Genomic DNA, 26,204 nt, shown 5'->3' with positions numbered 1-26,204 from the left:
ATTATTTATTTGTTTTTCGCGGATTTATTTTGCCACGAAATATCATAAATCATATACTATACAAAACTTCTAAACACCGTAAAACGAAGCAGCAATTCGATAAGTAGAAGCAGTCCCGCTAGCAACACTAACGGACGATACATCTCTTGATAGTTATAAAACTTAAACTCTTCAACATCTGTTTTTTCAAGCTTGTTGATTTCCTCATAAATGGCCTCAAGCTTTTCATTATCGGTCGCTCTAAAATACTTACCCCCGGTAACCTCAGCGATTTCCTTTAATAATACCTCATCAATTTCAACTTGCACTCTACCATATTGAAAATTACCATTTGGTAACACAGCCACTGGCGATAAGGCCATACCGTTAGTTCCTAAACCAATGGTGTAGGTTTTAATACCGTATTCTACAGCCAATTCACTTGCAATTTTAGGATCGATAAATCCTGAATTATTAACCCCATCAGTTAATAAAATAATCACTTTACTCTTAGCTTTACTGTCTTTTAATCGGTTTACAGAAGTTGCTAAGCCCATACCAATGGCCGTTCCGCCTTCTATAATGTTATTATATTTTATGCTTTCTAAAGAACGCAATACGATGGCTTTATCACTGGTTATTGGTGTCTTGGTATAACTTTCACCAGCGTATTCCACTAAACCAATTCTATCATTTGGTCTTCCTTTAATGAAATCGGCCGCCACATCTTTTAAAGCTTCCAATCGGTTTGGCTTTAAATCTTTTGCCAGCATACTTCCAGAAACATCAATAGCCATAACAATATCTATACCACGCGTGGTTTTTGTTCTGGACGACACATCTACCGATCGCGGTCTGGCCAAAGCAGTAATTAAAAATGCTAAAGCCAACAAACGCAAACCAAACATCAGGTGCCTTAATTTTGGAAGCCAAGAGTTTGTAACTTGAAACCCCTTTAAACTAGACATTTTTAATTCGGCCGTTTGCTTTTTGTTTTTAAAAACATACCACAAAATGGCCAATGGAAGCAATAATAGCAGCCAAAAAAACTCTTTATTTAAAAACTCTACACCTTCAAACATTATTTCTCTGCCTCTTTAAGTTCAACTGAATTTAAAATACGAGTCACCATTTGCTCGGCGTAAACATCGTGTTCTTTATGGAATATCATGATTTGTTGCACCACACTTTCTGAAGCGAACCCTAACATTACATAGTTACCTTTTTCAAATTTTTCGGTGCCTTTAATGGGCATATCCATAGACCCGAAAACTTTAACACCTTCAGCACCGTTCGGCGTCAAAAACTCTTCATTTTTTGTAATGATATTTTGAGCACCGGCAGTTTCAAACATTTTCAAACTGGCCTCTAAAGATTTATTAATATCGATTTGAGGTTTTGCCTGACCTTGCCCTTGCCCCTGACCCTGACCTTGATTAGGGTTGTTGAGTGTTGTTGTAGCAACCACCAATTGGAATCCATCAATTAAACTACCGTAGCTAAACTGCGTTAATTTCATTTGCTTAGCTGCAGCCTCAGGTAATTCTGGAGTTGTACGTTTTAAAACTTTAGGTGTCGTAATCGTTACAGGTGGAATACCATATTTACTAGTAACCCATTCGCCTTCCAAAAGCTCTTTACTACCATGCCCAATAATGGTATCTTTTACATAACTGAAACCATATTTTAAGGACAGTCCAGTTAATGTTGCTAAAAGTAAAAAGACACTAATCCCTACGGTAAGCCATATTTTTTTGCGCTTCTTTTTACGCTCTTGCTCTTCTCTGTACTGCTCGTCAAGAAGTTTTTCCTCTTCTGTAGGTTCTGGCAAGGCTTCTTTAACGTGATCGATTTCAACATCGATGGTTTTTCTATCTAATTTAGCTAATTCAACATCAGGCGCAGATTTCGCAAATTTTACTAAATCGGCACGTTTTAGGATGCTTTCTAAATTCTTAATATCTTCTTTACTTAAATCGACTTGATTGCCTTCTTTAAGTAAGTTTAAACGATCAATAAGTTCATCGGTCGTACTTTCTAAAGCACGATCGTAAACTTTTTCATCTAAATATTTTCTAATAATGAAGGTTAAATCGGAATAATAATCTTTCAGATTTTCATGTTCCAAATAATGGCTTTCATCTAAAGCTTTCAAGGCTAATTTGGCACGATCGTAAGGCGGTAATAACGCAATCTTTTCTTCTTCAGATAATGGTTTCTGTCTCCAAATAAACCAATACAATAAAAACCCAACAATACTTAAAACTAACAGTGTTATTAACAGATATTTCCACCAATTACCACCACTTTTTTCAACAGCTATTATGGGTTTATAATCAAAAAGTCCTTTTGTGGTGTCTATAACCACATTATTCACTTCTACCTGAATAGAATCTGTGAAAAAGGTTTTATCACCTATTAATACTTTCTGTCTTGGAATGGTATACTTCCCAGAATCGAATTGTGTTAACCCGTATTTCTTAACGAGATTGAATTTATCCTTATTCTTTAAGGTATCAACATCGTATGATTCTATCATTTCTAAAGGCGCAAAAGTTTGGCCTTCCGGAAAAACTACCAAATTTGTAGAATCAGTTTCCACTTGAATATGGTAGGTTATTTGCGCACCAATTTTAATTGATGTTGAATCTACCGTCGATTTTACTTGTGCATTTAACGACAAAGCAAAAAGTAAAAAAGCGCCAAAAAACAACAGTTGTTGCCTTTTGAACGACACTTTAATATTTTGAAAATTTATACGAATCCCTCTACACATGTTAATTATCCTCTTCTTTTGAAATAGCCTAATAGCTTTTTAACATAACTTTCATCCACACGACAATCTATAGTTCCCGCACCAGCCTTATTAAAACTTTCTTTGTAGTAATTTACTTTTTCCTGATAGAATTTGGCGTAATTACGTCGTACCGTTTTAGAAGACGTATTAACCAGCATCAATTCGCCAGTTTCTTCATCTTCCATTTGAACCATACCTAAGTTTGGAATATCTTCCTCGCGCTTATCGTAAATTCTTATGCCGGTCACATCATGTTTCCCAGAAACAATCTTCATGGTTTGATGATAATCATCTGCAATAAAATCACTCAATACAAACACAATCGCTTTTTTCTTCATCACATTTTGCAAGAATTTTAAAGCTTCGGCATAATTGGTTTTTTTACTTTCAGGCTCAAACTCAATAAGTTCACGAATAATGCGAAGTACGTGAGAGCGTCCTTTTTTAGGCGGTATATAAAGTTCAATCTTATCTGAAAATAAAATCAAACCTATTTTATCGTTATTCTGTGTGGCTGAAAATGCTAAAGTCGCAGCAATTTCAGTGACTACTTCATTTTTAAATTGATCGGAAGTTCCGAACAGTTCAGAACCCGAAACATCAACCATAAGCATCATGGTTAACTCGCGCTCTTCTTCAAAAACCTTTACATAAGGTTCACTGTATCTCGCGGTTACATTCCAATCGATATTTCGAACGTCATCACCAAATTGATACTGACGCACTTCACTAAAAGTCATACCACGACCTTTGAAGGTAGAGTGGTATTCCCCTCCAAAAATATGATCAGACAACCGGCGTGTCTTAATCTCTATTTTTCGTACTTTTTTTAGTAATTCTTTAGTATCCATTTATTCAGTAAACAGTTATCAGTCTCAGTATTCAGTTATCAATAAACTGGTAAAATTTGAATATCAGTATTCAGGTTTGAAGTCAGTAGTAACTGTAAACTGTCACTGAATACTGCAAACTCTTTTCTAAGGCACTTCTATTTCGTTTACAATTTTATTTATGATGTCTACAGACGTTACATTTTCAGCTTCAGCTTCATAAGTAATTCCGATTCTGTGTCTTAACACATCATAAACCACAGCACGTACATCTTCAGGAATCACATAACCACGACGCTTGATAAACGCGTAACATTTTGCAGCGGTTGCCAAGTTAATACTACCACGAGGTGAAGCCCCAAATGAAATTAAAGGTTTTAAATCTTCTAATTTATATTTCTCTGGATAACGGGTTGCGAAGATGATATCCAAGATGTATTTCTCAATTTTTTCGTCCATGTAAACTTCACGAACTACTTCTTGTGCTTTTAATATTTGTGCCACAGAAACTACTGGACTCACTTTTTCCCAAGACCCTTTTAAATTTGCTCTCATGATTAATTGCTCATCGGCAATTTTTGGGTAATCAATAACTGTTTTCAGCATAAAACGGTCAACCTGAGCTTCTGGCAACGGATACGTTCCTTCTTGCTCAACAGGGTTCATGGTTGCCATAACTAAAAATGGCTTATCCAATTTAAAAGTTTCATCGCCAATGGTGACTTGTTTTTCTTGCATCGCCTCTAACAGTGCCGATTGTACTTTTGCTGGCGCTCTGTTAATCTCATCTGCTAATACGAAGTTTGCGAAGATTGGTCCTTTTTTAATAGAAAAATCATTAAGCTTCATGTTATAGATTAGTGTTCCTGTAACATCGGCAGGTAATAAATCTGGCGTAAATTGAATTCTACTAAAACTCCCATCTACTGCTTGAGACAAGGTATTAATTGCAAGGGTTTTTGCTAAACCAGGAACACCTTCTAGTAAAATATGTCCTTGACCCAATAACCCGATAAGCAAACGTTCAACCATGTGTTTCTGACCAACAATAACCTTGTTTATCTCACGCATTAGCAAATCAACAAAAGCACTTTCTTTTTCAATTTTTTCGTTGATCGACTTAATGTCGATTGCACCTGTTTCTTCCATCATTTTTTATTTAATTAAAAGCCCGAATATACTTTCTTTATTTGAGGACGCAAAATGTTAAAAATTTTACTGTAAACATGTTAAAAATTGGTTAAAAACACTTATAGACATGCGTTAAAAGTAGGTTAACAAAAAAATAGGACACCAAAAAACTGGCATCCTATTTTAAAACATGTTTTAAAATTATACTTAACTAAACTACTTTTTAATAATTTTTCGTGTTACCGAATACCCATTGCTAAACTGAACTCTAAGCAAATAGAAGCCTGATCTTAGTTTTGCACTTTCAATATGCACCTCGTTTTCTTGATTAATTGATTTCTCTAATACACGAGCACCATTGATACTGAATACTTCAGCTTTTGTGATTTTAGAAAGATTACTTTTAATAGTAAACACATTACTAAAGACTGTGGGATAGACATCAATCTTATTATCAACTTTAGTTGTATTTACACTTAAAGACTTATTTGTTGAAAATGGCACAAAAGGCATGTGTAAAGGCTCATATTGATTTTGCCACGTCCCTCCTACTGGAAGAAAGTAAAGCACCCATCGGTATTCTTTAGCTGAGTCTAACGTATTACTTATAGGTACTGTTATCTGGAAACTACCATTGCCAGAAGAAGAGATACCGTTAATACGTTTAAAACCTTCGGTAGAATTATTGGTTGATGTACAATGTATAGTCGCAACAAAATCTACTACTTGAGGACTGGAGTAGTTTACTGTAAATGTTACTTCGTTAACACCCACGTCTACATTGCTTGGAGCTGTATGACTAATAATAACAGGCTCAGTATTGGTATTTCCATCTCCTGAGTCGTCTCCACTAGAGCATAATTCTATACTTTTCCATCGTCCTCTTGAAGTAGCTGTTGTATTTCCTTCTGAAACTTCACCATTGGTAGCGCTGTTAAATTCTACACGAATAATATCACCTGTTGAAATAGATACTTTAGTATCGTTAAGTTTATGACTTTGAATAGTATAATCACTTATAGCGGTACCAAATATTCTGTCATTGGTCACTTCTTTAATTAATACGCCGTCAATAAATACTTTATAGCTCGACTCACCATCTGTTTCTTGCATGGTATTTAGTGTGACATACACCTCTGCATTTGGTCCGGTATACGTTTCTTGAGCAGCACCCCAAGCTAGTCGGGTTGGCATTTGTAATACACCACGTGTTCCATCAACTGTTGCATTTGTAAAACCTGTACCCATATTTGTATATTTATCAAAATCTACAGAATTGATGGTTTCACAAACATCACCTGAAGACGGCGGCGTAGTTATCGTACAATCTGGATTTCCAGGACGAAATCTCGCATCGTTATTAGTTGCCAAATCTTTATCTTCAGCAATAGTTAAACTTGTTTTCGACAGTAAGAAATAATCAATACAAACGCGCTGAGATCGACCACTAATAGACATAGTATACTCCACTCCTGCTTTCAAATTGTATATAAGTTGATATTTGGCGTGATTTACATCTCCTTGAATAAAAGCACCCCATATATCTTTTCCTCTTCCGTAAAATTTAGTCCAGTTGGTTAAAATATTCATTGGCGTGGCATTTCCAGAAGTAAAATCGCCTTCCATTTTCACAAAAATATCATTCGCCTGATCCCATGCTGCTTTGGAACCATTGTGCGTTAATCTTTGTGCCATTCTTCCTGTTAAACGGTAATTACCACTAGTTTGCGGGGTGAATTTATAAACCAACACATCCTGACCAGCCGCAACACCTAATCCATCTATAACACCACCGGTATATTCGATATATGTGTTATTAATAGGCGCTAAACTTCCGGCAATAGCATCGTAACCAGCATCACCAGGCTTACGTACTTGCCATGCACCTAAACTTGAATTGGTTGCATCGGCTTCAATAGCAATAAAATCATCGCAAACGGTTGTTTCTCCGGCCCCAACAGAACCAACAGTAACATTAGCAGTTGCTATCTTACCGCCATCGGCAGTGGTTACGGTAATTTTAGCATTTCCATTTCCAACACCTTTAACTAATCCACTAGCACTAACAGTTGCTACACTAATATTATCCGAAGACCAAGTAACATTTTTATTTACTGCTGTTGTTGGATTAATCGTAGCGGTTAATTGTCTTGTTCCGTTTACATTGTTGATAGTAAAACTAGTAGGCTGTACGCTTACACCCCACACTTTTGTGTTATCGACAACCACATCAATAACATCTGTTCCAACCCATTGACGCAATTTTTCTGGATTTCCAAATTCATCACCACGTACACCGTTTAAATCGGCACAAAAGTAGTAAGCCATACCAGCATCGGAATAATCTGGTCCAGCAGGGTTACTAACTCCTCTGGTGTACACCCATTTAATATTAGGATCCTGATGGGTATTCATCCAGCCCCAGCTTGCCCAGTTAGGCGCACTAAACTTATCTTTAGAAGCATATGGGTTAGGTCCAGTTCCATTTTGGTCACTGATGTAGTTAAAATTCACTTTGCTCCCAAAAGAAGAGACCATTTCGTCCCAGGTCCATCCGCTATGTGGTGATTCCCAGCCATGCACACTTCCATCTTCTGGATTATCAGCATGTCTGTTATTCCAGTTGGAATGCGAAATAACCGTAACATGGTTTAAAGCATTAGGGTTTATAGCATTTGCGCGCTGTATTCCTGTACCTATCACATGCATTGGTCCGGCACCAATTATAAATAACGGATCATTGGCAGTAGATTTTAAAATCTCGTCACGCATCGCATTATACGCTGCTTCTGGATTAGTTACTGCTGCAATAAAATTAGTGTTTTGAAATCCGAAGCGTTGTCCGCCACCTTCGGCACTTTCCTTCATCAAGGCCAAATCATTCCCTTCACTTCCCCAAACGTGGTCTGCATAGGTATATAATACCGTATTGGGTTGCAAATGGGCTTTGGCCAAAATCATTAAGGTCATCATGGTTGCTTGCATGTCGTCATTATCATGCATGTTTCCGTCGGAACTGACGGCAATTCTTCCTTTGCCTTGCCAATAATCTGGTGGAGCTGCGAATGCAGCATTAAAAAAAGATAAACAAAGTAGTAGGGAAAATAAAAAACTGTTTAGTTTCATAATGAAATGGTTTAATTATGTTTAATTAATTCTCAATTACAAAGCCTACACTTTTGCAGGCTTGCTTTTTAAGATTAGCTAAATTATAATTTTACAGAAAATACACACATGACTAAATCAGCAAAACACAATGGCTTTTTAAGATATTTCATACACATAAAGGCTTAAGAGCTTTTTTTTTAAAACTTGATTTTTTCTAAAATTAATACATCACTCTTTAACCCTCCTACTTGGAAAACTTTTCTTTATAAGCAGAAGGTGTTAAAGAAAACTCCTTTTTAAAGTGCACACGGAAGTGCTGAAGATCTGTATATCCTACCGAATAGGTGACCTCAGATATCCGACTATTTTTCAATACTAATAACTGGGTCGCCTTTCTCAACCTTAAATATCTAATATATTGTACAGTTGTTTTCCCTGTAAGCGTTTTTATTTTATTGTTAATGGTGTCTTGTGACATAGGATACATTTTCACTAGATGTTTCACCGTAAAACTGGCATCGGAGATATTTTCTTCTATAAAATTCGTGATGCTATTTAAGAATTCTTCGTCACGATTAGTAACTTCAATTTCGGATGTTTTAAAGTAAGTGTTATCACTAATTCGCCTACTCACTTTATCTCGAGCAGCCAGAATAGAAATAATTTGAGCCAATAGCACATCCCAGTTAAACGGCTTATCCATATAAGCATCGGCCCCAATATGGAGCCCTTTTATTCTAGAATCGGTATTTGCTTTAGCGGTTAAAAGAAGAACTGGAATGTGGCTTATCGCTTCATGGTTCTTTATTGAGTTACATAATTCATAGCCGTTCATTTCTGGCATCATTATATCACTAATCACCATATCTGGTATGCGGTCAATACATTTTTCTAAACCTATTTTTCCGTTGGCAGCTGTAATTACTTTAAAATAGTCTTTAAGTTTTTCTCTAAGGAAAGTTCTTAAATCATTATTATCTTCTACCAGTAAAATTAGTTTTGTTTTATACTTTAAGGAAAAGCTTCCTTCTCCATTACGATCTTCAATAGTTACTTCATGGCTATTATCTACAATTGTTTCTGCATGATCCATCTCCATTACCACATCGGCATCAAAATGTTCATTTCCTTTTTTAAAGTAAAGGATGAAATTAGAACCTTTGCCAACGGTGCTTTCAAGTTCTAAGCTGCCTTTATGTAAACTAACCAAATCCTTTACTAAACTCAACCCAATACCAGTGCTTTGATTAGACATGGATTTTATGTTATTCCCTTTATAAAATCTTTCGAAAACGCTATATTTTTCTTCTTCTGAAATCCCGATGCCAGTATCTTTAATCTCAATTTTCACTTTAGCATCTAGCTCGGTAATACAAACCGTTACTGCTCCATTTTCCGGAGTGTACTTAATAGCGTTAGACAGCAGGTTATTGATAATTTTATACATCATATCACTATCAAACCAAAAGAATATCGCTTTCGCGGAAGGAATTACTTTTAAATTTATATTTTTTTGGCGTGCTAACACGGAAAAAGAAGCCATCACCATATGTGTAAATGCAATGACATCAGTTTTTTTAATCCTAAGCTTCATCTTACCTTCATCCAGCTTTCTAAAATCTAGAATTTGACCTACAAGCCCTAATAAACTATCAATATTCTTTCCTATTACAGAAAAATCCTGATTCACTTTTTCTTTTGACCAAGTAGTCCAATTAGGTTTTAAATCCTCAAAATAACTTTTAATAACCGCTAACGGCGTACGCAATTCATGTGATACATCTGTAAAAAAACGAAATTTTATTTCGGATAATTCTTTTTGTTTTTCTTTTTCAAAGCGTTCCATGGCGAGCTCATGCTTTATAGCACTCCGCTTAGTAATATAGCATTGGTAATAATATATCAACAACATAACGCCTAAATAAAAGCCTAAATAAGCATATACAGTTCTATACCAAGGTTTATCAATTTTCAAACTTAATGTTAAGGGTTCTTTAGCCCAAATACCATCGCTATTTGTCGCCAAAACTTCTAAGGTATAATCTCCGGGATCTAAATTGGTATATTTTACGAATCGCCCCTGCGTATCTATAGTTTGCCAATTCTTATCAAAACCAGTTAAACGGCACTTATAATCTATTTTTTGAGGTGCAAAATAATCTAGCGCTGTAAAATAAGCTATAAAACTATTTTCATCATAATTAAGCGTAATCACTTCATTTGCTTTTTTAAACGCGGCCAATTGGGTTCGATTCAAGGTAACCCCCAGTTTTCCAGAATATTTAGGCAACTGAAAATCTGTAAACATCATAGTTGGCATGGTGCTATCTACTTCTATTTTTTTAGGACAAAATGCATTAAAACCTTTATTCCCACCAAACAAAAGCTCTCCCGTCTTCCTTTTTACTAATGATAATTCTCTAAACTCATCATCTTGCAACCCATCTGAAACCCCAAAATTAAAAATTTGTCCTGTGGCAGGATTTAAACAAGAAAGGCCTTTGTTTGAAGAAAACCATAATTGCTTTTCTTGATCTTCAACTATACCTTTAATATTATTGTTAGGCAACCCGTTTTCGGTAGTTATTCTTGAAAAAGAATCGGTTTCCTCCGTATACTTGTTTACACCACCTCCTAAAGTTGCAATCCATATTTCTCTAGCGCTAGTCTCTACAATAGAGAGTACATAATTATAACTTAGACTATTTCTCTCGCCTGGTGTATTTTGATATAGCTTAAATTTTGGATGTATTTCGTGCTGTTCTTTTGCATTTAAAAGCAGTAATCCTTTTGCTGTACCTATCCACATTCTATTTTTAGAATCCAAGCAAATGCTTCGAATTAGGTTATTAATTAGGCTAGGTGTATTACTAACCAAAAATCTTCTTAACGTATCCTCATGATAATTATATCGTAGCAGACCTCCTTCATTAGTACCTAACCATAAATATTGTTCATCTGAAACCATACAGGTAATAGGGTGCGTAACACTTTGTAGCGTTCTACTTAAATTCGAGTTTTCAACTTTTTCCCCTTTCGTATTGTACACCTGAACATTTAAAGGGTAGTTTGTACTTGCAATAATAGTGGCTTGGTTTTCTATTTCTAGTTCATGAAAACAAATGATATCATTTATATGCTTATTAGAATCAAAAATATCTTTAGATGCTACATTGTAATTAAAATTATCCGATTTAAAATAACTTATCCCACCTTTATTGGTTCCAATCCAAAGGTTAGCTTTAGAATCTTCATAAAAACAATTTATATAATTGTTTTTTAAATTATCACTTTGCAGGTCGTCATGAAATAAGTGAAAGGTATATTTTTGGTTCAATACTTTAGTCACACCACCCCCTAAAGTCCCTAGCCAAACGATGCCCAGTTCATCTTTGTAAATCGATTTAATCGCTTCACTCCCAATTCTCCCATTGGTGCTTTTATATGTAAAAGTCTGCCTCTCGAAATCCAGAGAATTATCTTGACTAAATTTCAAATATTGAAGCCCATGTTTACTTCCCGCCCAAACCGCATGATCGTTTTCTACAAACAAAGCTTCATAACCACCAGAAGCTATTTCTTGCAATGCATCACTTGGATTTAAATAAAACAATTTACCCACACTACTTATAAGGTAACCCGACCTAAAAGGCGTAATATCTAAAACATTAAGTATTTTTTTTTCGGTAGTAATAACAACATTCAATTCATTTTCATAGAGCCTTAATCGTTTGATACCGTTGGTCGTACCCAAAATAAACTCTCGGTCTGAAATTCTCTGAAAACAATTGGTTGCAAAAGCACCAGTTTTAACAAAATATTCGTCTTGAATTTTAAGTGGTGTATAGCCCGTTTCAGAAATTCTAAGAAAAAATATTTTCTCTTTAGTGAAAATAAGCACTAAATCGTCGTAAATATCAATGCCATTAATATTTTCTTTTTCTAATAAATTAGTAGACAAACTAGGTAGCCCCACATTTATGACAGCTTCATCTTTTGCCTTTATTATATTTACGCCTCTATCTAGAGTACCAATCCATATATTTCCATATTTATCTTCCGAAAGACACTGAATCATATTACTATTAAGACCCTCTCCTTTTTCTGGATTAAAATGATATGACTTAAAATCGTATCCATCGTAACGATTTAAACCATCCTTAGTTCCAAACCACATTAATCCTTGCTTATCTTGAAGAATACAGTTAACGTCATTTTGAGACAGTCCTTCTTTATTAGATATGTTTTCGAAAACAAACCCTTGAGCCAAAGAGTTAAATACACTTAATAAAAGTATAGTAATTAATAGGGGCTGTTTCATACAAGTAGGTTAATACGCTCAATATTACAAAAGTAATTAAAATCCTTCAAGACCACTTTTTTGATTAAATAATAATGACATATTTATCTGAAATCTATCTTATTTAGGTATTTTTAAAGAGAATTGAGAATTACAAAATCATGACTAAAATCGCCCTTATAACAGGAGCCACTAGCGGCATTGGAGAAGCCACTGCGTATGAATTCGCAAAACAAGGCATTCATTTAATTCTTTGTGGCAGACGTGTCGAGCGCCTAAACACCATTAAAGCAGCTTTAGAAAAACTAACGGTAGTTCATACTCTAAATTTTGACATTCGTAAAAAAAACAAAACTTTCAAAGCCATTGAATCGCTACCTGAAGCTTTCAAAAACATCGATATTTTAATTAATAATGCTGGCAATGCCCATGGCTTAGACCCAATTCAAGATGGTGATATTGACGATTGGGACACCATGATAGACATTAATGTAAAGGGTTTACTTTATGTGAGCAAGGCTATTATTCCGCAAATGACCGAAAGACATTCGGGACATATTATAAACATCGGCTCATCGGCAGGAAAGGAAGTTTACCCAAAAGGCAACGTGTATTGCGCGAGTAAACATGCCGTTTTAGCCATCACGGAAGGTATGCGGTTAGACTTAAACCCTTACGGAATAAAAGTTACCGCTATAAACCCAGGCATGGTAGAAACGGAATTCTCAAAAGTACGGTTTAAAGGCGATCCTGTTGCAGACTCTGTTTACAAAGGTTTCAAAGCCTTAGAAGCCAAGGATATTGCTGAGATAATTTATTTTGCTGTGTCCCGACCAGCGCATGTAAACATTGCCGATTTACTAGTGTTTCCAACCGCCCAAGCCAACAGTACCACCGTTCAAAAAGAATTATAAATCTATAATGATGAGATTTTCGCTTTCGCGGAAATATAAGCTATGATTAACAAACGCTTACTTATAAAACACCTTTTAGCGCATAATGACGAAAATAGTTTTTACGACAAAAAACGTAAAATTAATATTGGGCAGAAAGAAGGAAAGGCAAAGTTTTTAAAGCATGTTTGTGCGCTTTCCAATAGTAATCCGAAAAACAATTCATTTATAGTTATTGGTGTTGAAGATGATGACAACACGATTATTGGTGTCGATTTTTTTGATGATAGCAAAATTCAAAACCTCATCAATGCCTATTTAACGAACCCACCAATTGTTCAATACGAGAATATTCCTTTTCCGCATTTACCAAACAACAGAGTCGTTGGTTTAGTAACCATTAGACCTAATGATAAAATTACTTCGTTAAGAAAAAACATTTGGAAATATTACGGGGGCTCTGTCTTTTTTAGAGATGGTAGCATGAGCATGCCTAAGGTATTCGACATCGAAATTAAAGATGTGAATTCTAAAATTGTTTCTGCCATTGAAAACAACGCTCAAAATAATATAGAACACACTTTAGACGGTGTTTTCGACTTTATGAATAGTCGCATAGATTACAACGCCCAATACAAAGTTTTTAAGGAGTATTTTGTGGTTTGTTGGGCTGGACAAAAAAAATTAGTGAAAGATGAAATCTATTATTCTCGTGTTGATATTGAGCTTATCAATGAAAGGGTACGTTTGTTTTTTTCTGCTTTGGATGAAGTCTCTATCAAAATAAACGACAATCAATTTAAAATTATAGAATATGTGAATTTAGGCCTCCATGGCACCAATAGATATTACCCATTAGAAGAAACACTTATTAAGTTTGAAGACAATGCCCAATATAGCATAGAAACCGCTTTACTCTTTGAGCCTCCAATATTCGATAAAAAAATTCTTCACCATATTTATAACACGAATAATTCGATTATAAATAAACTTAAAAAAGGCTTATCACTAACACCTGCTGAAGAAATTGATTTAAAAAATCTACCAGAAACCTATCTCATTTGTTACCTCAACAACTTTGAGAATGCCATCAACAAGCTTACAGAAGCTAAGTTTTACATAAAAAACTACGACCAAGACACTTACAGACTCTATAAAGAAACCTTACGAATACTAAGGAAGGTAAGATATAATTAACATTTGTTAATAACTTTAAATAAGATTATAGGTGTATGTGAGAAAAAACATTAATTTAGCGCCGCTATTAATCTTTTTAAGATATGACCTTGCTTCTTCCATTTGCTATTTGGACTTGAAGCGAGGTCTTTTTAATTCTAGATATTTTGAATTTCCTAAAATTCACAGAAGACTACACGGAGTTACGCTGAGAAAAATTTTAACCACAGATTTTACCAATATTCACTTATAAAATTATTTCCAAAACTCATCAGCGAGATTATCAACAAAATCATGATCTTGATGAATCGCCTCAATTTCAGCAAACTGTGCTTCGGTCGCTACTTTTTGAATTTCCGGAAATAATACACGCTCTTCAAATCGAATATGGTCATTCACCGTGGTTTCTATTTCATGCAAAGTATGAGTCACATCGTCTTGTTTAGAGAATAATTCGATAATGTTTTTATGATCTTCTAAGGCTTTTTCTTTTAACTCATGACCATCTTCAAGTAGCGAGAAAACATACTTTTCTTCTATTTCAAAATGAGGAATCAAATGGTTTTTAAAAAACCAATCAGCATAGGTTTTTATACGGTCTGGAGCAATACCCTTACTAAAACCGGTTCTAATTTTCCAACATAAAAGCAATCCGTGATGATGCTCTCTGCTTAAAGGTTGTAATGCTTGATGACGTTTTTGTGGTTTATTTTCCATTGGAATTTACTTTTAAAAAGATTTGATTTCAACATAAAATTATGCCTCATAAATTTACAAATAATTTTATGAGGCATAACTAAATATACTGAATTAAAGAAAATCGAAATTAAATACTCTTGGAAATGAAAAAATTATTTACGTCGCTTCTTCTTAGACTTAAACTTCGCTTTATTCTTGCGCTGATTAAAAGGAATAGCATCATCAAAAGTATGCTTGGCATCGCCTTTTGGCTTGTTTTTACGCCATTTATCATTCTCTGGAAGTAAAACTTTTAACAAATCCTGACGCCCTAATTTATTTAAGGTGTTTTTTATCCAAGCTTTATTTTCATCCTTATACCAGAAGAAAAAACGATGTTGCTCTTCTTTTTCTTTAGCAGAAATAGGTGTTTTTACTTTTTTAAGCGTATACGGATGATAACCACTATAATAAATTACGGTAGCCACTGTCATAGGCGTTGGTGTAAACCCTTGAACCTGTTCCAACTGAAAGCCCATATCTTTGGTTTCAGCAGCTAAGTTTGCCATGTCTTCAGCTTCACAAGCTGGATGATTAGATATGAAATAGGGAATAAGCTGAAGCTTCAACTTATTCTTAATATTAATCTTATCAAAACGTTCTTTAAACATGTGAAAATATCTAAAAGAAGGTTTACGCATCAATTTTAGAACAGGATCACTAGTATGTTCTGGTGCCACTTTTAAGCGTCCAGAAATATGCTTAGTCATCACTTCTTCCGTGTAAGCATCTAATTCTTTCGGATCGGCATTTTTATTAAACTCAGGCACCAACATATCATGTCGGATACCACTTCCTATAAAAGATTTTTTAATTTTCGGGTGACTATCAACCGCTTGATACAATTCCGTTAACGGCTTATGCGATGTATCTAAATTGCTACAAATTACCGGCGAAATACAAGAAGGTGCTACACATTTATCACAAATGGATTGTACCTTACCTTGCATTTTATACATGTTGGCACTTGGCCCGCCTATATCAGATAAATAGCCTTTAAAATCAGGCATATTAGCCACTTTATCCACTTCACGAAGTACAGATTCCTGACTTCTAGAAGCAATAAATTTACCTTGGTGTGCCGAAATCGTGCAGAAACTACAGCCTCCAAAACAACCACGGTGGATGTTTATAGAAAACTTAATCATTTCAAAGGCCGGAATCGGTCCGCGTTTATTGTATTTAGGATGTGGTAATCGCGTATAAGGCAATTCAAAAGATGCGTCAATTTCATCTTCTGTCATGGTTGGGTACGGCGGATTAATCATCAAGGTCTTATCACCTATCTTCTGAAAAATACGGCGTGCTGCCAACTTATTACTCTCTTGCTCTATCGTTTTAAAGTTGGAAGCATAAGCTTTTTTATCCTTTAAACAGGTTTCGTGTGATTGTATTTCAACATCTTCCCAGTTACTATTCTTCGGAATTTTTTCATCTGAATCTACCAAAACAGCCGTTTGCTTAATAGTATTGATACTACTAAAAGGCACCCCTTTTTGCATTAAACGCACCACTTCACGTAAAGGTTGTTCACCCATACCGTAAACCAACATATCAGCTTTTGATGTTTCTAAAATAGAAGGCATCAATTTATTACTCCAATAATCGTAATGGGTTACACGTCGAAGTGATGCTTCTATCCCTCCAATTAACACAGGAACATCTGGCCATTTTTCCTTTAAAATTTTCGAATATACGGTCGTCGCGTAATCAGGTCTAAAACCAATATCACCATTAGGTGTATAAGCATCTTTATCACGACGTTTTTTATTAGCGTTGTAGTTGCTAATCATAGGGTCCATACAACCACCTGTAACGGCGAAAAATAATTTTGGCGCACCCATTTTCACAAAATCCTGAAGATTATCGTTCACATTAGGTTGTGGCACCACCGCTACTCGGAGTCCGTAACTTTCTAAAATACGGCCAATAACCGCAGGACCAAACGATGGATGATCCACATAGGCATCTCCGCTAAATAGTATCACGTCTAGCGCATCCCAGCCGCGTATTTTCACCTCTTTGTTTGTGGTAGGTAACCAATCTGAAAGTTGTAATTCTTGCATAGCGCTGCAAATTTAGTCAAAAAACAACAGCTTACAATAATTATAAAAAATTGATTAACAGTTGCTTACTTAATAATTTCGTGTTTTAATCTATAAAAAGACCATTAAGAAGCATAAAACTTAAAAATAAGAGGATCACAAATCGCCCGGCAAATACTTGTTTTTTAAGTCGTAATAAGCCAAATACTTCCATTTTTTTAAAACCCCAACGTAGTAATTATAAGGTTTATGTTGAAAAAACTTCGTTTCCTTTTTATACCATCTTCTGTTTTCGTCTTGAACTAAATCCTCTAGCTCTTCTTCGGTGAACCCCGTGACATCAACTTCAATTTTAGGGTACTCGAATTTTGGCAATTCCTTGCGCTCACCCGTGGGAAAGTAATTAATATCAGCTACAAACTCTGGCATAGCAATACTTCCGAATTTAAAATCTAGAATCTTATTAATTAAAGCATTACTATTATTAATGTATTTTGTTAAACCGCCTTCAAACAAGCGAATAAAGGCATCTTGCCCAAGCTTTTTAGGACTAAATTCTCTAGTTCCTAAGAGCCAAGACACCACCTTTTCTTTAGTCACTAATTGGGCCTCTTCATAATTAAAAGGCATATAAGGCACCGGATCTTTAGGGTTTACTATGGAGTAACTGGTTCCTGATTCGCTATACCTAACATCGTACTCTTGGGCGAATTCCTTGTTTCCAGACATGGGTTGTGCAAAGGCGTAGGTTTTATAGCGATTGTTTTCAGACAAAACACCTGATGGGAGATTCTCGAGAAAAGCCCGTGTTAAGGTTGCCAAAGCGCCACCCTGGCTATGTCCTGTGATTATAATGTGATGAATACCATTATCGTTAAGGGCGTTAATCTGTTCTTTTAATTCTTCAGAAATTATAACTACTGTTAAAGCATAACCTGCATGAACGGCTGCCATCTCATCTTCCGCAAATTTATAGTCATAAGATTGCTCATTCAGCATGATACTTCCGCTTGCGGGAATCATGGCCGAATAACAGTTTTCTACCCAACTAATCAATTTTGCTGTTGAACCACGAAAATTTATAACACCAATAGAATCATTCTGATAAACTTCAAATTTATTGTCCATACTCAAGATATCTGAAGTATGACGTAGCTGAAAACCCTTAGGAATTATGGCTTCATTGCTCTGAAACTGCTGCTTAAAATTAAAACTATTACAAAAAGCAATAGCTGTGACGGCTTCCTCTACATTAAATCCTGAGGTCATCTGCGATGAGACACTGAGGCTATTCAGTAGAAAAACAAAAGCGATGAAAATTCTCATAATGCTATAACATGGTATTGAATTTATTATTGTAATGCTATATTGTTACACGGAGATTCGCAGAGATTTCACAGAGTTACGCTGAGTAGTTTCGCTGAGACTCACAGAGAAATATCAACTACTAATACGCCAAGCTCTTGGATATTTATTTCAGACACAGATTTCACTGATTTGCCCAAATTCGATACGCAAAAATTCGTGATAATTCGTGAAATTCGTGTCAAAAAATACAACTTTGTGAAGCTCTGCGAAACCTCTGTATATCTCCGCGTAATATTATCCGTAACGCTGTACAACTACAAATCTATAGCCTTCAAACTCTCAATTCTATTTCTAACTAAGAAATCATCAATCGTTTCGAAATGTTCAATAACGCGTTGGTCTTTAAATTCGAACACCTTATTAGATAGTCCCTGAAGGAAATCTCTATCGTGCGATACTAAAACCAAAGTACCATCAAATTCTAATAAAGCTTCCTTTAAAACATCTTTCGATTTTAAATCTAGGTGATTGGTAGGCTCATCGAGAATAAGCAAGTTTACAGGCTCTAGTAATAATTTTACCATGGCCAACCTGGTTTTTTCTCCACCTGAAAGCACTCCTACTTTTTTATCAATCGCATCACCTTTAAACATAAAGCGTCCAAGAATATTTTTTATCTGCTTTCTTACATCACCTTGCGCGACTTCATCAACCGTTTGAAAAATCGTTAATTCTTCATCTAATAAAGCAGCTTGGTTTTGTGCAAAATACCCAACTTGCACATTATGCCCTAAAGCACATTCACCATCAACATCAATCTGACCTAGAATGGCTTTAATCATGGTTGATTTCCCTTCACCATTTCTTCCAACAAAACATACCTTTTCACCACGCGCTATAGACATACTAGCGTTTTTAAACACGACGTGTTCATCATAAGATTTAGAAACCTCTTTTACGATAACCGGATAATCACCCGAACGTTGTGTTTTAGGAAAACGGAGTTTTAATGCAGACGTATCAACATCATCCACTTCAATAATCTCTAACTTTTCAAGCATACGCTCGCGCGAATTCACTTGATTGGTTTTCGAGTAAGTGCCTTTAAAACGCTCAATGAACGCCATATTATCGGCAATGAATTTTTGCTGTTCTTCGTAAGCCTTTATTTGGTGCGCTCTACGGTCTTCACGTAGTTGTAAATAATGTGAGTAGTTCGCTTTGTAATCATAAATACGCCCCATAGTAACTTCAATCGTCCTATTAGTAATATTATCGATAAAGGCTTTATCGTGTGAAATCACGACTACCGCATTGGCTTTATTCAGTAAAAAATCTTCTAACCAAATCACGGACTCTATATCTATATGATTGGTAGGCTCATCTAAAAGAATTAAATCAGGCTTTTGTAATAAAATTTTAGCCAGCTCGATACGCATTCGCCATCCGCCACTAAACTCACTCGTTAATCTGGTAAAATCTTCTTGCTTAAAACCTAAACCTTTTAAAGCCTTTTCAACTTCAGCATCATAATTAACATCTTCTAAAGCATAAAAGGTTTCGCCTAAATCTGAAACACGCTCAATAAGTTTCATGTAAGCATCAGACTCGTAATCGGTACGTGTTTCTAATTGCTTATTCAGGTCGTCCATTTCATGGCGCATCTCATAAACATGACTAAAGGCTTTAGACGCTTCATCGAAAACAGTCGCATTATCTTCAGTTAATAAATGTTGAGGCAAATAAGCAATAACAGCGTCCTTTGGAAATCGCACATGTCCTTTAGTACCACTTTGCACACCAGCTATAATTTTCATCATAGTGGATTTACCGGCACCATTCTTCCCCATTAATGCAATTTTATCGTTAGCGTTGATGGTAAATGAGACGTCGCTAAACAAAGTATGTCCACTAAATTCTACTGCTAAATTATCTACTGAAATCATATTCTAAAAATTAAAGCCGCAAAACTAATAAAAGCATCGTATTGATAGACAAATATTTATTGAATTTCTAGACGAATTTATGAAACGCAAAAGAACTTAAAATTTCAGTTAATAACTAGGACTAAAAATAAGTGAGCTCACTATTTGGTAATCAAATATATAATCGTAAATTTGCAAACTCTTTTTAAGAGAGGAATGTTTAATATTTAAAAAATAATTAGTGTGGACACATTAAGCTACAAAACGATTTCAGCCAACAAAGCTACTGTAAACAAACAGTGGGTTGTTGTTGACGCTGAAGGTCAGGCGCTTGGACGTTTAGCTTCTAAAGTTGCAAAACTTTTAAGAGGTAAACACAAGCCTAACTTCACACCTCACGTTGATTGCGGAGATAATGTAATCATTATCAATGCTGAAAAAATCACGTTATCTGGTAACAAATGGAACGATAAAAGTTACATTCGTCACACTGGATACCCAGGTGGACAAAGAAGTTTAACTGCTACTGAATTGTTTGGAAAAGATCCTGCAAGAGTAGTAGAAAAATCAGTAAAAGGAATGTTACCTAAAAACAAATTAGGTGCCGATTTATTCCGTAATCTAACAGTTGTTGTTGGTGAAAAGCATGCTCATGCAGCTCAAAAGCCAAAAACAATTAACTTAAACGAATTCAAATAATGGAAGTAATTCACAAAATTGGCCGTAGAAAGACGGCTGTTGCTCGTGCTTATGTTTCTGCGGGAAGCGGTAACATTACGATTAATAAAAAAGACTTAACTAATTACTTTACTACAGCTACTTTACAGTACAAAGTAAAGCAACCATTAGTTTTGACTAACAATGACAGCAACTTTGATATTACTGTAAATGTATATGGAGGTGGCATCACTGGTCAAGCAGAGGCTGTTCGTTTAGCAATTTCTCGCGCTATGTGTGAGGTTGATGCTGAGAACAGATTAACTTTAAAACCAGAAGGTTTATTAACTAGAGATCCAAGAATGGTAGAGCGTAAGAAATTCGGTCAGAAGAAAGCGCGTAAGAAATTCCAATTCTCGAAACGTTAATATTATCACCCTCAACTCGATTGGGAATGGCCTCATAGCAATCTCAATCTGGTTGAATTTTAAAAAAATTAAAAACAAGTTATTGTTGTCCTGATTGAAAAACAGGATTTAGTTTAGCATCTAAATGCAGCCAAAGGCGCAAGTCAACTGGAACATTGCTAATTCAACAGAACGTAAACTATCACAAAAATGGCAGTAGAAGTAAAAGAATTACTTGAAGCAGGTGTACACTTCGGTCACCTGACGCGTAAGTGGGATCCAAACATGGCTCCTTACGTATATATGGAACGTAATGGTATCCATATTATTAACCTATACAAAACAGCGGCTAAAATTGAAGAAGCTGGAGCAGCACTTGCTAAAATTGCAGCTTCTGGACGTAAAATTTTATTCGTTGCAACAAAAAAGCAAGCAAAAGATATCGTTGCTGAAAAAGCTGGAAATATCAACATGCCTTACATCACAGAAAGATGGCCAGGTGGTATGTTAACTAACTTTGTTACTATTAGAAAAGCTGTTAAGAAAATGGCTTCTATTGATAGAATGAAGAAAGATGGTACTTTCATGACCTTATCTAAAAAAGAACGTTTACAAGTTGATCGTTTAAGAGCTAAGTTAGAGAAAAACTTAGGTTCTATTACTGATATGACACGTTTACCAGGTGCTTTATTTGTTGTAGATATTAAGCGTGAGCATATCGCGATTAAAGAAGCTCAAAAATTAAACATTCCAATTTTTGCAATGGTTGATACCAACTCTGATCCACGTCAAGTTGATTATGTAATTCCTGCAAATGATGACGCTTCTAAATCGATTGATAAAATTTTAACTCACGTAACATCTGCAATCGCAGAAGGTTTAGCAGAACGTAAAGCAGAAAAAGATGCTTCAGCTTCAGCTAAGGACGACGCTCCTAAAGCTAAAGCAGCACCTAAAGCAAAAGCAACTGCTGAAGAAGAAGAATAAATAACATTTACACAACACAAATAAGTCGTTTAGTTCTTTTCTTTACAGAAAATGTATTGAACGACTTTTTTAAATTATAATAACTATGAGTACTACAGTAAAAGTAACAGCGGCTGAAGTTAACAAATTAAGACAAGCAACTGGAGCAGGAATGATGGACTGCAAGAAAGCTTTAGTAGAAGCTGAAGGTGACTTTGATAAAGCAATCGAAGTTTTACGTAAAAAAGGACAAAAAGTAGCAGAAAAAAGAGCTGACAGAGATTCTTCTGAAGGTGCTGCTGTTTCTAAAATCAATGCAGACCAAACTGCTGGTGTTGCTATTGTATTAGGTTGTGAAACTGATTTCGTTGGTAAAAACGAAAACTTTTTAGCTTTAGCTAATCAATTAGCAGATATCGCTTTAACAACTTCTACAAAAGAAGAGTTTTTAGCTGCTGATTTTGGAGGCATGACTGTTGCTGAAAAATTAGTTGAGCAAACAGGTGTTGTTGGTGAGAAGTTAGAAATCAACTCTTTTGAAAAATTAGAAGCTGCTTTCGTTGGAACTTACGTACACATTAACAAAATTGCTGCTTTAGTAGGATTAACTGCAAAAGTTGATAACGCTGAAACTTTAACTAAAGACGTTGCTATGCAAGTAGCATCTATGGGAGCTACTTCATTATCTTATAAAGATTTTGATCCTGCTTACGTAGCCTCTGAAACTGAAGCTAGAATCGCTGTTATTGAAAAAGATAATATCGAATTAGGTCGTTTAGGTAAAACACTTAAAAATGTACCTTCTTACATTTCTATGCAACAATTAACTCCTGAAGTTATCGCTGAAGCTGAAGAAGCTGCAAAAGCTGAATTAAAAGCTGAAGGTAAACCAGAACAAATCTGGGATAGAATTTTACCAGGAAAAATGGAGCGTTTCATTTCTGATAACACCACTTTAGATCAAGAACAATGTTTATTAGATCAAAAGTTCATCAAAGATGAAAAGCAAACTGTTGCTGATTACGTAGCTACTTTCGGTGATGTTGAAATCTCTGGATTCAAACGTGCATCTGTAGGATAGTATTATTCCTGTGAATCCCGATAACTATCGGGAAGGAATCTCAAATAAATATTGAACCACCATTCTAAAATTTAGAATGGTGGTTTTTTTATTCCTAAATTCTGAATTCATATAAATTCAAAAAAATAAAAATTTTATGTAGTTTTGCTAAACTTTAATTCTCGGGCAAACGGGAACATTTAAATAGATTAATCCATTCCATGAAATACAAAAGAATACTACTAAAACTCTCTGGTGAAGCCTTAATGGGAAATCGCCAATATGGCATTGACCCAGAACGTTTAGCAGAATATGCTCAAGACGTTAAAACTATTACTGATAAAGGTGTACAAGTGGCCATAGTTATTGGTGGCGGTAACATTTTTAGAGGTGTTTCTGGAGCAAGTAAAGGTATGGATCGTGTACAAGGCGACCATATGGGCATGCTGGCTACCGTTATAAATGGATTAGCGTTACAAGGCGCTTTAGAAGATGCCGATATTCCTACGCGTTTACAATCTGCTATCAAAATTAACGAGGTAGCCGAACCTTTTATTCGTAGAAAAGCCATTCGACATCTTGAAAAAGGACGTGTTGTAATATTTGGAGGCGGTACTGGAAATCCGTATTTTACTACCGATTCTGCAGCTGTTTTACGCGCTATAGAAATTGAAGCTGATGTCATTTTAAAAGGTACTCGTGTAGATGGTATTTACAACGCCGATCCTGAAAAAGATAAAACAGCCGTTAAATTTAATAGCATCACCTTTGATGATGTATTGAGAAAAGGCTTGAAAGTAATGGATACAACCGCTTTCACTTTAAGTCAAGAAAACGAATTACCAATTATTGTTTTTGATATGAACACCATTGGAAACCTACTTAAAGTAGTTTCTGGAGAAAATATCGGAACCGTAGTTAACATATAAGATTGACCTATTTTTGCTTTAATTACAAGAATTTAAAATCATGAACGAAGACATTAAATTTATATTAGATACGACCAAGGAAGCTATGGATAATGCTATTATCCACCTTGAAAAACAATTTATAAACATTAGAGCTGGTAAAGCTAGCCCTGCCATGCTTGGTAGCGTTATGGTAGATTACTATGGTTCTCAAACACCATTAAGTCAAGTAGCCAATGTAAATACACCTGACGGTAGAACAATTACCGTTCAACCATGGGAGAAAAACATGCTTCAAGAAATAGAACGCGGCATCGCTTATTCTAACCTTGGTTTTAACCCAATGAATAATGGTGATGTCATCATTATTAATGTTCCGCCATTAACTGAAGAACGTCGTAAAGATTTAGCAAAACAAGCAAAAGCTGAAGCTGAAGATGCTAAAGTAAGTATTAGAACGGCTCGTAAAGATGCCAACAATGATATTAAAAAGAACGATGATATTTCAGAAGATTTAAAGAAAAATGCTGAAATTGACGTGCAACAATTAACAGATAAATACGTTAAGAAGGTTGATGAAGTCTTTGACAATAAGGAAAAAGAAATCATGACAGTATAAATTAAAAAAGCGACACTATTGTCGCTTTTTTTAAACCATTATTTTTTTAGGTTGCACTAATGCTAAAACGCTCCATTTTTTTAATGTTACTACTATGCGCTAGCTATGGAAATTCGCAATCAGCAGTAGAGCAACAATTTGTTGCAGCTAAAGACACCCTAAAAAAACACCTTTTCTTAAAAAGTATTGGCACGGGATACTTCCCTACTAAATACTTTAATTTCGATTTAAGGTATCTCATCAAGTATAATCAATACGAAGGTGTTAGAACAGGTATTGGAGGTGTTACAAACAAAGATTTTTCTGAAAAATTTCGTTTAAACAGTTACATCGTCTACGGTTTTAGAGATGATCGTTTTAAATACAGCATCGGTGGTGGTTTACGTTTATCACCTGACACCAATACTTGGTTAAATTTATCATATACCGACGACCTACTCGAGACTGGAAATACGAAATACATAACGGACGATCGTGTATTTCAATTTTTCGAACCACGTTTACTTAACATCGACCTATTCCATAAACATCAAACAACAGCGTTAACGCTAGAACATCAAATAAGCGATCATCTACTAAGTAAACTTGATTTTTCCGTCAGTGATATAGACCCTACTTACGATTACGCTTATGTCTTAAATGGTAAAACCTATGAGGATTTTCGGTTAACCACAAACATTTTAGGCTTTCAATGGAGTCCTTTTAGTAAATTCAAAGAAACCGTACTAGGTACACAAGAAGTAAGTTCAGGTTTTCCAAAATTTTCATTTCAGTACACAAAAAGTCTCCATGATGTTATAAACGGCGATTTTAATTTCACAAAATTGGACTTCAGAACTATTTTTGAACTTGGTAATAAGAAAAGTCATTTTGCCCAAATGATTTTAGTTTCTGGAATGGCTATTGGAGACACGCCTCTAACCCATCTATACCATGCTTATCCGAATAACATTAGAAAAGAGCAAGTGTTACAGCGCTTTTCGGTAGCTGGTTTAAATAGTTTTGAAACCATGTATTTTAATGAATTCTTTTCAGATAAATTTTTCACCTTCCAATTAAAATATTTCATTAAACCATTTCATGTCACCGATCGATTCAAACCCCAACTGGTTTTAATTACGCGCTACGCATTGGGTGATATGGATAATCAAGAGCGTCATCAAGGCATCACCTTTGATACGTTAAATTATGGTTATACAGAATCAGGATTTGAATTAAACAAACTGCTTTATGGTTTTGGATTAAGTTTCACTTACCGCTATGGCGCGTATTACCTCCCCAATTTTAGTGACAACATCGCATTTAAATTCACATTTAACGTCTCACTTTAGGTATTATGCTCCTTTTTCCTAACTTT

General features: G+C 35.3%; 19 protein-coding genes. 9 read left to right on the top strand and 10 right to left on the bottom strand.

Features of this window, described 5'->3' with window-relative positions; translation table 11 throughout:
- Positions 1 to 56: 56 nt before the first annotated feature.
- The 6 genes from Q4566_RS06945 to Q4566_RS06920 all read right to left on the bottom strand — a co-directional run bounded on the left by Q4566_RS06945 (position 57) and on the right by Q4566_RS06920 (position 12,166).
- Positions 57 to 1,061, bottom strand: a complete 1,005-nt coding sequence (locus tag Q4566_RS06945) for a VWA domain-containing protein (RefSeq protein ID WP_303419913.1) — start codon at positions 1,059 to 1,061, stop codon at positions 57 to 59.
- Positions 1,061 to 2,755, bottom strand: coding sequence for a hypothetical protein (locus tag Q4566_RS06940; protein WP_408056944.1), 1,695 nt, complete (start codon positions 2,753 to 2,755; stop codon positions 1,061 to 1,063). The genes Q4566_RS06945 and Q4566_RS06940 overlap by 1 nt, the downstream gene beginning before the upstream one ends.
- Positions 2,756 to 2,760: 5 nt before the next feature.
- On the bottom strand, positions 2,761 to 3,627 hold the full coding sequence (locus Q4566_RS06935) for a DUF58 domain-containing protein (protein ID WP_303419911.1): 867 nt from the start codon (positions 3,625 to 3,627) through the stop codon (positions 2,761 to 2,763).
- Between the two features lie 126 nt (positions 3,628 to 3,753).
- Entirely contained in the window at positions 3,754 to 4,755 is a 1,002-nt protein-coding gene (locus tag Q4566_RS06930; RefSeq protein ID WP_303419991.1) for a MoxR family ATPase, read from the bottom strand.
- A 198-nt stretch (positions 4,756 to 4,953) separates the two neighbouring features.
- Positions 4,954 to 7,863 carry an Ig-like domain-containing protein gene (locus Q4566_RS06925; RefSeq protein ID WP_303419910.1) on the bottom strand — a complete coding sequence of 970 codons (2,910 nt, stop codon included), beginning with the start codon at positions 7,861 to 7,863 and terminating at the stop codon, positions 4,954 to 4,956.
- A gap of 226 nt (positions 7,864 to 8,089) precedes the next feature.
- Positions 8,090 to 12,166 carry a hybrid sensor histidine kinase/response regulator transcription factor gene (locus Q4566_RS06920; RefSeq protein WP_303419909.1) on the bottom strand — a complete coding sequence of 1,359 codons (4,077 nt, stop codon included), beginning with the start codon at positions 12,164 to 12,166 and terminating at the stop codon, positions 8,090 to 8,092.
- A gap of 140 nt (positions 12,167 to 12,306) precedes the next feature.
- Here Q4566_RS06920 and Q4566_RS06915 point away from each other — a divergent pair, with 140 nt between their 5' ends.
- Both Q4566_RS06915 and Q4566_RS06910 read left to right on the top strand, forming a co-directional pair.
- Entirely contained in the window at positions 12,307 to 13,059 is a 753-nt protein-coding gene (locus tag Q4566_RS06915; RefSeq protein WP_303419908.1) for an SDR family NAD(P)-dependent oxidoreductase, read from the top strand.
- A gap of 42 nt (positions 13,060 to 13,101) precedes the next feature.
- Complete coding sequence (locus Q4566_RS06910) at positions 13,102 to 14,235, top strand: ATP-binding protein (RefSeq protein ID WP_303419907.1); 1,134 nt, start codon at positions 13,102 to 13,104, stop codon at positions 14,233 to 14,235.
- A gap of 234 nt (positions 14,236 to 14,469) precedes the next feature.
- Here the strand turns inward: Q4566_RS06910 and Q4566_RS06905 are convergent, their stop codons facing one another.
- The 4 genes from Q4566_RS06905 to Q4566_RS06890 all read right to left on the bottom strand — a co-directional run bounded on the left by Q4566_RS06905 (position 14,470) and on the right by Q4566_RS06890 (position 20,251).
- Positions 14,470 to 14,931, bottom strand: coding sequence for a hemerythrin domain-containing protein (locus Q4566_RS06905; RefSeq protein WP_303419906.1), 462 nt, complete (start codon positions 14,929 to 14,931; stop codon positions 14,470 to 14,472).
- Between the two features lie 134 nt (positions 14,932 to 15,065).
- Positions 15,066 to 17,018, bottom strand: a complete 1,953-nt coding sequence (locus tag Q4566_RS06900; protein WP_303419905.1) for a YgiQ family radical SAM protein — start codon at positions 17,016 to 17,018, stop codon at positions 15,066 to 15,068.
- A 135-nt stretch (positions 17,019 to 17,153) separates the two neighbouring features.
- On the bottom strand, positions 17,154 to 18,323 hold the full coding sequence (locus Q4566_RS06895; RefSeq protein WP_303419904.1) for a lipase family protein: 1,170 nt from the start codon (positions 18,321 to 18,323) through the stop codon (positions 17,154 to 17,156).
- 296 nt (positions 18,324 to 18,619) lie between these two features.
- The gene (locus Q4566_RS06890; RefSeq protein ID WP_303419903.1) at positions 18,620 to 20,251 is read right to left on the bottom strand and encodes an ABC-F family ATP-binding cassette domain-containing protein; all 1,632 of its coding nucleotides are present in this window, start codon (positions 20,249 to 20,251) and stop codon (positions 18,620 to 18,622) included.
- Between the two features lie 222 nt (positions 20,252 to 20,473).
- On the opposite strand from Q4566_RS06890, the gene rplM reads away from it, so the two are divergent.
- The 7 genes from rplM (at position 20,474) to Q4566_RS06855 (ending at position 26,178) form a co-directional block, all read left to right on the top strand.
- Positions 20,474 to 20,929 (top strand): 50S ribosomal protein L13, encoded by a 456-nt coding sequence (gene rplM, locus Q4566_RS06885; protein ID WP_150938658.1) that lies wholly within the window; start codon positions 20,474 to 20,476, stop codon positions 20,927 to 20,929.
- The gene (rpsI, locus tag Q4566_RS06880) at positions 20,929 to 21,315 is read left to right on the top strand and encodes a 30S ribosomal protein S9 (protein ID WP_067145102.1); all 387 of its coding nucleotides are present in this window, start codon (positions 20,929 to 20,931) and stop codon (positions 21,313 to 21,315) included. Before rplM ends, rpsI begins: the two co-directional genes overlap by 1 nt.
- A gap of 189 nt (positions 21,316 to 21,504) precedes the next feature.
- Positions 21,505 to 22,281, top strand: coding sequence for a 30S ribosomal protein S2 (rpsB, locus tag Q4566_RS06875; protein ID WP_303419902.1), 777 nt, complete (start codon positions 21,505 to 21,507; stop codon positions 22,279 to 22,281).
- Positions 22,282 to 22,366: 85 nt separating this feature from the next.
- Positions 22,367 to 23,341 (top strand): translation elongation factor Ts, encoded by a 975-nt coding sequence (gene tsf, locus Q4566_RS06870; RefSeq protein WP_303419901.1) that lies wholly within the window; start codon positions 22,367 to 22,369, stop codon positions 23,339 to 23,341.
- 200 nt (positions 23,342 to 23,541) lie between these two features.
- Entirely contained in the window at positions 23,542 to 24,249 is a 708-nt protein-coding gene (gene pyrH / locus Q4566_RS06865) for a UMP kinase (protein ID WP_303419900.1), read from the top strand.
- A gap of 40 nt (positions 24,250 to 24,289) precedes the next feature.
- Complete coding sequence (gene frr, locus Q4566_RS06860; RefSeq protein WP_303419899.1) at positions 24,290 to 24,847, top strand: ribosome recycling factor; 558 nt, start codon at positions 24,290 to 24,292, stop codon at positions 24,845 to 24,847.
- A gap of 83 nt (positions 24,848 to 24,930) precedes the next feature.
- On the top strand, positions 24,931 to 26,178 hold the full coding sequence (locus tag Q4566_RS06855) for a hypothetical protein (RefSeq protein ID WP_303419898.1): 1,248 nt from the start codon (positions 24,931 to 24,933) through the stop codon (positions 26,176 to 26,178).
- Positions 26,179 to 26,204: the final 26 nt, after the last annotated feature.

This window comes from Tamlana sp. 2_MG-2023 (assembly GCF_030548465.1).
Taxonomy (GTDB): Bacteria; Bacteroidota; Bacteroidia; order Flavobacteriales; family Flavobacteriaceae; genus Pseudotamlana.
The sequence above is the reverse complement of the archived record's forward strand: the minus strand, read 5'-3'. Positions and strand labels throughout refer to the sequence as shown.